This window comes from Bradyrhizobium sp., from assembly GCF_016462955.1.
Lineage (GTDB): Bacteria > Pseudomonadota > Alphaproteobacteria > Rhizobiales > Xanthobacteraceae > Bradyrhizobium.
Map to the genome: position 1 here is coordinate 2,150 of NZ_JAEMSD010000204.1, position 9,044 is coordinate 11,193.

General features: G+C 65.1%; 8 protein-coding genes. 6 read left to right on the top strand and 2 right to left on the bottom strand.

Features of this window, described 5'->3' with window-relative positions; translation table 11 throughout:
- Window positions 1-162 precede the first annotated feature (162 nt).
- The 3 genes from JHD07_RS20575 to JHD07_RS20585 are packed head-to-tail and all read left to right on the top strand — an operon-like array spanning window position 163 to window position 2,744.
- Window positions 163-1,287, top strand: coding sequence for a methionine ABC transporter ATP-binding protein (locus JHD07_RS20575; RefSeq protein WP_291625247.1), 1,125 nt, complete (start codon window positions 163-165; stop codon window positions 1,285-1,287).
- Window positions 1,277-1,942 (top strand): methionine ABC transporter permease, encoded by a 666-nt coding sequence (locus JHD07_RS20580; RefSeq protein WP_291625251.1) that lies wholly within the window; start codon window positions 1,277-1,279, stop codon window positions 1,940-1,942. Before JHD07_RS20575 ends, JHD07_RS20580 begins: the two co-directional genes overlap by 11 nt.
- Before the next feature lie 28 nt (window positions 1,943-1,970).
- Complete coding sequence (locus JHD07_RS20585) at window positions 1,971-2,744, top strand: MetQ/NlpA family ABC transporter substrate-binding protein (protein WP_291625253.1); 774 nt, start codon at window positions 1,971-1,973, stop codon at window positions 2,742-2,744.
- Between the two features lie 64 nt (window positions 2,745-2,808).
- Here JHD07_RS20585 and JHD07_RS20590 read toward each other — a convergent pair whose 3' ends face one another.
- Entirely contained in the window at window positions 2,809-3,798 is a 990-nt protein-coding gene (locus tag JHD07_RS20590) for a helix-turn-helix domain-containing protein (protein WP_291625255.1), read from the bottom strand.
- A gap of 182 nt (window positions 3,799-3,980) precedes the next feature.
- On the opposite strand from JHD07_RS20590, the gene JHD07_RS20595 reads away from it, so the two are divergent.
- A complete protein-coding gene (locus JHD07_RS20595; protein ID WP_291625257.1) occupies window positions 3,981-5,171 on the top strand; it encodes a serine hydrolase in 1,191 nt (396 codons plus the stop codon).
- Window positions 5,172-5,187: 16 nt separating this feature from the next.
- Window positions 5,188-7,206, top strand: a complete 2,019-nt coding sequence (locus JHD07_RS20600; protein ID WP_291625259.1) for a primary-amine oxidase — start codon at window positions 5,188-5,190, stop codon at window positions 7,204-7,206.
- 190 nt (window positions 7,207-7,396) lie between these two features.
- Here the strand turns inward: JHD07_RS20600 and JHD07_RS20605 are convergent, their stop codons facing one another.
- A complete protein-coding gene (locus JHD07_RS20605; protein ID WP_291625261.1) occupies window positions 7,397-7,789 on the bottom strand; it encodes a cupin domain-containing protein in 393 nt (130 codons plus the stop codon).
- Between the two features lie 384 nt (window positions 7,790-8,173).
- Between JHD07_RS20605 and fsrB the strand changes: the two genes are divergently transcribed.
- Window positions 8,174-9,044: siderophore utilization protein FsrB (gene fsrB / locus JHD07_RS20610; RefSeq protein ID WP_291625262.1), on the top strand; the 871-nt coding region annotated here is incomplete at its 3' end.

The window sequence follows — 9,044 nt, forward strand, 5'->3', positions numbered from 1 at the left end:
AATTGCAAGCAAGACTGGAAAAGGCGATGGTGCGTGCTGCGATGCAGCGCGGCGGCCATCGGAAGGCAGTCTGCTGCTGCTTCACCTCCCAGTCGCCGATGCGACCGGCTCTCGTTTGCCCTGTCGGGCCGTCGAGGGAACTATTGTGCATGAAGGCTTTCCATGAACGCTCACCAATCGCTTGCCGTCGGACAGCCGATCGGGCCGACTGAAGCGGTTTCACTTGCGCAGGTCGAGCCGGACGCGATGGTCCGTTTTGCCGGCATCTCGAAGACTTATCCGGCCTATCGCGGCAAGCCCGGCGTCAACGCGCTGCAAGACATCGACTTCGCGATTCCCCGCGGTTCGATCACCGGCGTGATCGGCCGCTCCGGCGCCGGCAAGTCGAGCCTGGTGCGATTGATCAACGGCCTGGAAAAGCCGACCGCGGGCCGCGTGATCGTCGACGACAAGGATATCTCGGCACTAACCGGCCGCGAGCTTCGGTTGGCGCAGCGCTCGATCGGCATGATCTTCCAGCACTTCAACCTGCTGTCCTCGCGAACCGCCGCCGACAACATCGCGTTGCCGCTCGAGATCGCCGGCTGGACCAAAACCGATATCAAGGCTCGTGTCGCCGAACTGCTCGCGCTGGTCGGTATCGCCGACAAGCACGACCGCTATCCCAAGGAACTCTCCGGCGGCCAGAAGCAGCGCGTCGGCATCGCGCGAGCCCTCGCCACGCGGCCGAGCGTGCTATTGTCGGACGAGGCGACCTCCGCGCTCGATCCGCAGACCACGCGCGCGATCCTCGACCTGCTGGCGAACATCAACCGCGAGCTCGGCGTGACCATCGTGCTGATCACCCATGAAATGTCCGTGGTGCGCCAGCTTGCCAAGGAAGTGGTGGTGCTCGATGCCGGCAGCATCGTCGAGAGCGGCCATGTCGCCGACATCTTCACCCATCCCAAGCATGCGATCACGCAGACCTTCCTGGCCGAGGTGATCGGCGACAGCCTCCCGGTCTCGCTGGCGAGCCGGATCGTCTCGGCGCCTTCCGCCGGCGGGCAGGCCGTGATCCGCGTCCAGGTGCGCGGGGCAGGGGCCGGCGACACGGTGGTGGCCCGGCTCGCCCGCGAGCTCGGCCTCGACGTCGCGCTGCTGTCCGCCCGCATCGACGAGATCGGGGGCCAGCATGTGGGCTCGCTCACGCTCGGAATTCCCGACGGCGAGGGCGCTGTGACGCGAACGCTCGCCTGGCTCTCTCAATATCATTTTTCGGCGGAGCGTCTCGGTTATGTCGCCTGAACTCATCAACCTGATCGTCCAGGCCACGGGTGAAAGCCTGTACATGGTCGGCATCGCCGCGGCGCTCGGCACCGCCTTCGGACTGCCGCTCGGCGTCTTTCTCGCCACCAGCCGCAAGGGCGAGCTGTTCGCGGCACCTATCGCCAATCGCCTGCTCGGCGTCGTCGTCAATGCGACGCGGTCGACGCCTTTCATCATCCTGGTCGTCGCCATCATCCCGTTCACGCGCCTCGTTGCCGGGACATCGATCGGGTCTTCCGCCGCGATCGTGCCTCTGACCATCGCCTCGACGCCGTTCATCGCGCGGCTGGTCGAAGCCGCGATCCGCGAAGTCGACGGCGGCCTGATCGAGACCGCGTCCTCGTTCGGCGCTTCGCCGCTTCAGATCGTGTTCAAGGTCCTGATCCCCGAGGCACTGCCCGGCCTGCTGCTGGCGCTGACGCTCGCGGTCGTGAGCTTGCTCGGCTACTCCGCCATGGTCGGCGCGGTCGGCGGCGGGGGGCTCGGCGATCTCGGCATCCGCTACGGCTACCAGCGCTTCATGCCGGAGATGATGCTCGCCGTCGTGGTCGTGCTGATCGCACTGGTGCAGATCGTCCAAAGTGCCGGCGACTATCTCGCACGCCGGGTCAACCGCCGGCTGCGGCATCACTGAATTAAGCTTGCTGAAACTGGAGACTTCAATGCGCTTTCTCGCAACCCTTGCGGCTGCAGCCTTGCTCGCCACCACGGCCCAGGCCGAAACCATCCGGGTCGGCGTCACCGCCGGTCCTCACGCGGAAATCCTCGATGTCGTGAAGAAGGTCGGCGCCGAGCGCGGCATCGACATCAAGGTGGTCGAATTCACCGACTACGTGATCCCGAACCAGGCGCTGGCGCTGAAGGATCTGGAAGCCAACTCGTTCCAGCACGAGCCGTATCTGAAGAACCAGATATCCAAGACCGGCTGGAAGATCGTCAAGGTCGCCAACACGATCGGCTCGCCGCAGGGCGTCTATTCGCAGAAATACAAGAAGCTCGGTGATCTGCCGGAAGGCGCACGCGTCGCCATCGCCAACGATCCCTCCAACGGCGCGCGCGGCCTGATGATCCTGGCGCTGCACGGCGTGATCAAGCTGAAGGACCCGAACAACGTCGCTTCGACCATCGCCGACATCACCGAGAACCCGAAGAAGCTCCGCTTCGTCGAGCTCGATGCCGCCCAGCTGCCGCGCGCGCTCCAGGACGTCGACCTCGTCTCGATCAACAACAATTACGCCGTCCAGGCCGGCCTCAATCCCGCCACCGACGCGATTGCGCGCGAGAACCCCGATGGACCCTGGGTCAACATCCTCGCCGTGCGCGAGGAGGACAAGGACAAGCCCTGGGTGAAGCAGCTGATCGCCGTCTACCACTCCGATGCCGTCAAGGCGTTCGTGGAGACCCGCTTTAAGGGAACGTATCTGCCCACCTGGTAACGGGCTCGGCCGGCATAGACCCCCCGCTGGCGATCTGATCGCCATGTCTTTCGGCAGATGCGCGTCAGGCCGCCAGCCTGGCGCGCCGTAGCGTCTGCGAGGGCAACTCGGCAAAGTGGCGCTTGTAGTCGAGCGAGAACTGGCTGAAGTGCCAGAACCCGTGCCGCACCGCGACGTCGTAGACCGAGGTCTCGTCGTCTCCGGCGCGCTTGAGATCGCGCCGCACGCGGTTCAGCCGCATCGCGCGCCAATAATGCATCGGGCTCGTGCCCAAGACCTCCTGGAAGCAATAGCCGAGCTTGCGCGGGCTGGCGCCGACCGCTTTGCAGACCTCCAGCAGCGAGAGCGAGCGATCGCCGCTGCCATGCATCAGCTCGCGGGCACGATCCACGGTCCGCTTCCGAGCCGCCGCGCTGCGGCCGGGCGCGCTTGGGCGTGCGGTCGGCAGCATGTCCATGATCTCGACGAGAAGGGCGTCTTCCAGGGCCTGCCGCGCGGCCGGATCGTTGAGCGCGTCCGGAGCGGTCGCGATCGTCGCCTGAATGGCAGCCAGATGCGCCCGCAAACGCGCGACCGGCGCTTCCGCCATTTCGATCACCTGCAGCCGGTGCCAGGCTGTGCGCGGCAGCTCGATGTCGAGCCGGGCCGCGAGCTCTGCGATCAACACCGTGCTGGCAACGACGCCGCGCAGCTCGAAGGCCTTCGGCGTACACATGTCGATCTCGGCGTCGATGCTGGCCAGCACACGGGCGCCGCTGGCACCGGTCCCGTTGCAGCTGAGCTCGCCGTCGCCGTGCCAGGGCAGGCCGATGGCGAAACTGTCGGCGCCAAGCTGGCCATATTGGCGGACCTGCTGGCTGGTGATCTCGCGGAACACCTCCAGCCGGGGCAGGGAGAGTTGCGTGAAGCTGCCCCGGAACGCGCCGGCGCTGATCTGATCGTAGCTCAGCCGCCAGCGGCCGAGGCTGGCGCAGTGCTCATCGACATCCGTGCTATCTGCCTGCAGCAGGCCGGCAGCCGAGTCCTGGATCGAAAAAGTTGCCCCTAAGGTCATGGCAGTACGTCAAAATCCTTGAAGCACGCGGCGAGCAAGAACCGCGCCAGACTGGCACGGCCAAAGGCGCTGTCCAGCAAAATATTGCCGGATCTCGATAACGCCCGACAGCGCCGCGGTGCAGGCTTCCGTCCGGCCGTTCCGGCATCGCAGCTGGGGCGGCGCTTCGCGGAGGGATCGAGATGCGACCGACCGATATCATGCGCGGCAGCCCGCCTGCATCCGAAGCTCAGGTCACGCGCGCCAATTGGCGCAGCTTTCCCGCGATCCGCTGGGGTTTTACCCACACCCGCGAAGTGCTGCCGACCGCAGAGATCCGCCGCTCCGCTCACCCGACGCCGATGAGAAGCGCCCCGCGCGAACTGGCAAAGCTCGGTTTCACCGGGCCTGATGGCAAATCGACGACGATCGAATCCGCGTTGCGCGAAACCTTTGCCGATGCGCTCCTCGTCATGCACCGGGGCACGCTGATCCATGAGTGGTACGGTGACGGCATGAGCGCCACCACGCCGCACCTGATCTGCTCGATCAGCAAGGCGATCGCCGGCACGCTCGGCGGCGTGCTTGCCGCGCGCGGCCTGGTCGATCCGGAGGCGAGGGTGCTGCGCTACGTGCCGGAGCTGGAGACATCGGTCTACGCCGGCTGCACCGTCCGCAACTTGCTCGACATGGCCGTCGCCATCGCGTTCGAGGAGGATTACGAGGACCCCGCCGGCGACGTCGCGCGCTATCGGTTCTCCTCGGGCTGGGACCTGCCGCCGCCGGGCATCGACCCCGGCCATCAGCGCGCTTATCTCACGACGCTGCGCGGCACGGGCAAGCCGCACGGCAAGGTGTTCCACTACGTCTCGCCCAATACCGAGGTGCTCGGCTGGGTCTATGAACGCGCCTGCGGGATGCCCTACCATCTCATTCTCTCCGAATACCTCTGGCAGCCCCTCGGCGCCGAGGAGGACGGCTCCCTCACGCTCGACAGCCACGGCATGGGCCGCATCGCCGGCGGCATCTCGGTCACCGCGCGCGACCTCCTCCGCTTCGGCGAGATGATCCGCTGCCGCGGCGTGGTCGAGGGCCGGCAGGTGGTGCCGGGCTGGTGGATCGACGACATCCGCGAGAACGGCGATCCCAAGGCGTGGGCCGACGGCGACCTCGCCGAGTTCTTCCCCGGCGCGCGCTATCGCAGCAAATGGTTCACGATCGATCCTTCGCGCAACGCGCTCACCGCGATCGGCATTCACGGCCAGCACCTCTATGTCGACCTCGACTCCGACACCGTCATCGTCAAGCTCGCAACACAGCCCAAGGCAATGGACGTGCCGATCGACCAGCACTGGTTTGCCGCCTTCCGCGCCATCACCACACATTTCGCCTGACTTATGGACGCCCCCCATGCTTGAAACTACCAAAGCCGATCTGCGAGCGCAGACCGCAACACCGCATCCGCTTGATCCGCTGACGGCCGACGAGATCGCCGCGGCTTGCGCCTTGGTGCGGGCGGCGTCCGCCTCAGCGGCGAACTGCCGCTTCCCGACGGTGCGACTGGAGGAGCCGACCAAGCAGGAGCTGGCCGCAGGCGAGGTAGGGCGCCGCGCCTTCGCGTTGACGCTCGACGTCGCGACCGGCGAAGCGATCGAGCATATCGTCGACCTGGGCCGCGGCGAGATCGTCGGCCGCAAGGTCGTGCCGAACCGCGAGACGCCCTACGGACAGCCGCCGGTGATGCTGGAAGAGTTCTTCAAGTGCGAGGCCGTGGTGAAGGCCGATCCCGCCTGGCGGGCGGCGATGGTTCGGCGCGGGTTGACCGACAAGGACATCGAGCTGGTCCAGGTTGATCCGTTCTCCTCCGGCTTCTTCGACAATGAGTTCGAGCGCGGCGCGCGTATCGTGCGTGCCGTGAGCTATTTTCGCGAGCATCTCCAGGACAACGGCTACGCCCACCCGATCGAGGGCGTGGTGGCCGTCGTTGACCTGATCGGCGGCAAGGTCATCGAGCTCACGGACGAAGACCCGATCGTGCCGATTCCGCGCAAGAAACGGAACTACGGCGCGCACGAGCTGCAAAACCCGCGCACCGATATCAAGCCGCTGCACATCGAGCAGCCCGAAGGGGCGAGCTTCAAGGTCGAGGGCTGGAAGGTCGACTGGCAGAAGTGGAGCTTTCGCGTCGGCTTTACGCCGCGCGAGGGTCTCGTGCTGCATCAGCTCGCCTACCAGGACGGCGCGCGCAAGCGGTCGCTGATCCACCGCGCGAGCGTCACCGAGATGGTGGTGCCTTATGCCGATCCGACCGCGAACCATTTCTGGAAGTCGGCGTTCGATGCCGGCGAATACGGCCTCGGCATGCTCGCCAACGCGCTTGAGCTCGGCTGCGACTGCCTCGGCAACATCCACTATTTCGACGTGCCTGCCGCCGACAACAAGGGCGAGCCCTTCGTCATGCAGAACGCCATCTGCATGCATGAGGAGGATTACGGAATTGCCTGGAAGCACTACGAATTTCGCAACGGCCTGTTCGAGGTGCGCAGATCCCGGCGGCTCGTGATCTCGTTCTTCGCCACCGTCGGCAATTACGATTACGGCTTCTACTGGTATCTCTACCAGGACGGCACGATTCAGCTGGAGACGAAACTCACCGGCATCATCCAGACCGCCGCGGTTCAGCCGGGCGAAAAATACCGATGGGGCGGCATGGTCGACGACAATCTCGGCGGTCCCACGCACCAGCACTTCTTCAACGTCCGCCTGCACATGGATCTGGACGGCGGCGGCAATACCGTCACCGAGCACGACTTCGTGCCGCGGCCCTGGGGCGACGACAATCCGCACGGCAACGTGTTCGACACCACCACGCGCGTGCTGTCACGCGAGCGCGACGCTGCGGCCATCGCCAATGGCGAGACCGGCCGGTTCTGGAAGATCAGCAATCCCAACGAGACCAATTCGGTCGGCGGTGCACCGGCCTACAAGCTCGTCGTCAATCCGAGCCCCTTGATGCTGGCGCAGGAGGGCAGCTATGTGCGCAGGCGCGGCGGCTTTGCGACCAAGCACGTCTGGGTCACCGCGTTCGACGCGTCCGAGAAATACGCCAGCGGTGACTATCCGAACGTTCACGCCGGCGGTGACGGCCTGCCGCGCTATGCCGCGCAGAACCGCAATATCGAGAATGCCGACATCGTGGTGTGGCACTCCTTCGGCCACACCCATGTCTGCAAGCCCGAGGACTTTCCGATCATGCCTGTCGAATATGCCGGCTTCGTGCTGAAGCCAACCGGGTTCTTTGCGGCGAATGCGGCGGGCGACATCCCGCCGGACCGCAACAGCCGCAGCGTGCTGGCTGGCGAGGAGAAGGGCGACAGCAGCTCTTGCTGCAACAAGCACCGTCCGAGCGCGGCGGACGGAGCGATCTGATCGGCGGCGTGGTCGTTCGCGGGATATCGGACTTGAGTGAGGGCAAGGGTCCCTCGATGACTCGACCGGAAACACAATCCCATCAGCTAGCGATCGAAAACGCGACCTACGTCTGCGCTGATCATGAGCGGGGACTCTCGACTATCCCGAACTTCAGTTCACTTAATAGGCCTCAATTGTCAAAACAGTGCTAGGCAGGCGGTGGGTAGTACAAGAACTCGATCATCAGGCAGCCGTCGCGGGTGAAGAACGGTCCATGGTCGACATAGGCCGGCCTCACAGCATAGGTACCCGCCTTCAGCAACCGCGTTTCCTGCGAAACGGTACCGATAGATAGCGTGCCCGACACCAGAAACACCTCCTCGCACCATTCGTGCGAGACCGGATGGTTAACGGATGCGCCAGCGGCCCAGCGCGACAGCCGCGTCACCGCGCCGGTTCGGGCCTCGTGATCGAAACGGCCGGACAGGATCTTCTCCTCGACGCCGACATAGCCCGGGACGGCGCGCCAGCCATCCGCGGCCAGCGCGTTGAAAAACTCCCGGTGGTCCTTCATGAACCGACCGAAGCCGGGCTCCGCCATGTTATCCCTCCCAAGCTAGCTCTAGAAAAGCCTATCGTAGGCCGCCCGCGTTGCCCATCGATTCATGACGGATAATGCCGCGGCCCGGTCTGCGCGGTGATCCAGCGCAGCTCGTGAATTCGTCAATGGCCGCCTTGCCGCCGAAGCGACCGTAGCCTGAGGCTTTGGTGGCGCCGAATGGCGTCTACGGAGGATCGCGCCCGGGCGCTTTGCCGCACGGCGAAGTGCCCAGTCTCGATAGATTCTAATCTTGCGTCGCTCGCACTGGAAAGGACGCTGCGTTAGGCCGGGAGACGGAAAACGAGCGCGACTTGCCGCCGCCGAGTTCCAGCCAAAGCGGTCCGGCACATGAGGGACCGGGCCAGAGTGAATGAGATCTGAGCGATGAGAGCGATATTCGGTAAACTGCATCGCTGGGCGGGACTGCTGACGGCCGGCTTCCTGTTCTTCTCCGGCATCACCGGCGCGATCATCTCCTGGGACCACGAGCTCGACGACGTCCTCAACGGCCACCTGTTCGACGTCTCGACCAAGGGCCCCGCGATCCCCTCGATCGAGCTTGCCAAGACGATCGAGCAGCGCGATCCGCGCGCGCGCGTCGTCTATCTCTTCATGACGCCGGAGCAGGGGCACTCGCTGTGGTTCTTCGTGATGCCGCGGATCGACCCCGCGACCGGCAAGCGCTACCCGCTCGACTACAATCAGGTCTTCCTCGATCCCAACACCGGTGCGGAGCTTGGCCGGCGCTATTGGGGCGCGGTCTGGCCCGTCACGCGAGAGAACTTCGTCTCGTTTCTCTACAAGCTGCACTACACGATGCACATCCCGGAATTCTGGGGCAGCGACCGTTGGGGCATGCGCCTGCTCGGCATCATCGCCATCATCTGGACCATCGATTGCTTCGTCGGGTTCTACCTGACGCTGCCCTCGCGCCGCCGCGCCAAGGCCGCGCGGGCGCCTGAAGTCGCACGGCAGCTCGAGCGCGGCTTCTGGGCACGCTGGGCGCCGGCCTGGACCATCAAGACGTCGGGCAGCGCCTACCGGATCAATTTCGACATCCACCGCGCCTTCAGCCTCTGGACCTGGGGCGTGCTGTTCATCATCGCGTTCACGGCGTTCTCGCTAAACCTGTATTTCGAGGTGTTCTCGCCGCTGATGAAGATGGTGTCGAACTACACGCCGACGCCCTACGAGCAGCGGCCCTATCGCGATCTCGACAATCCGATCGAGCCCAAGATGACGTTCGCCGAGATCG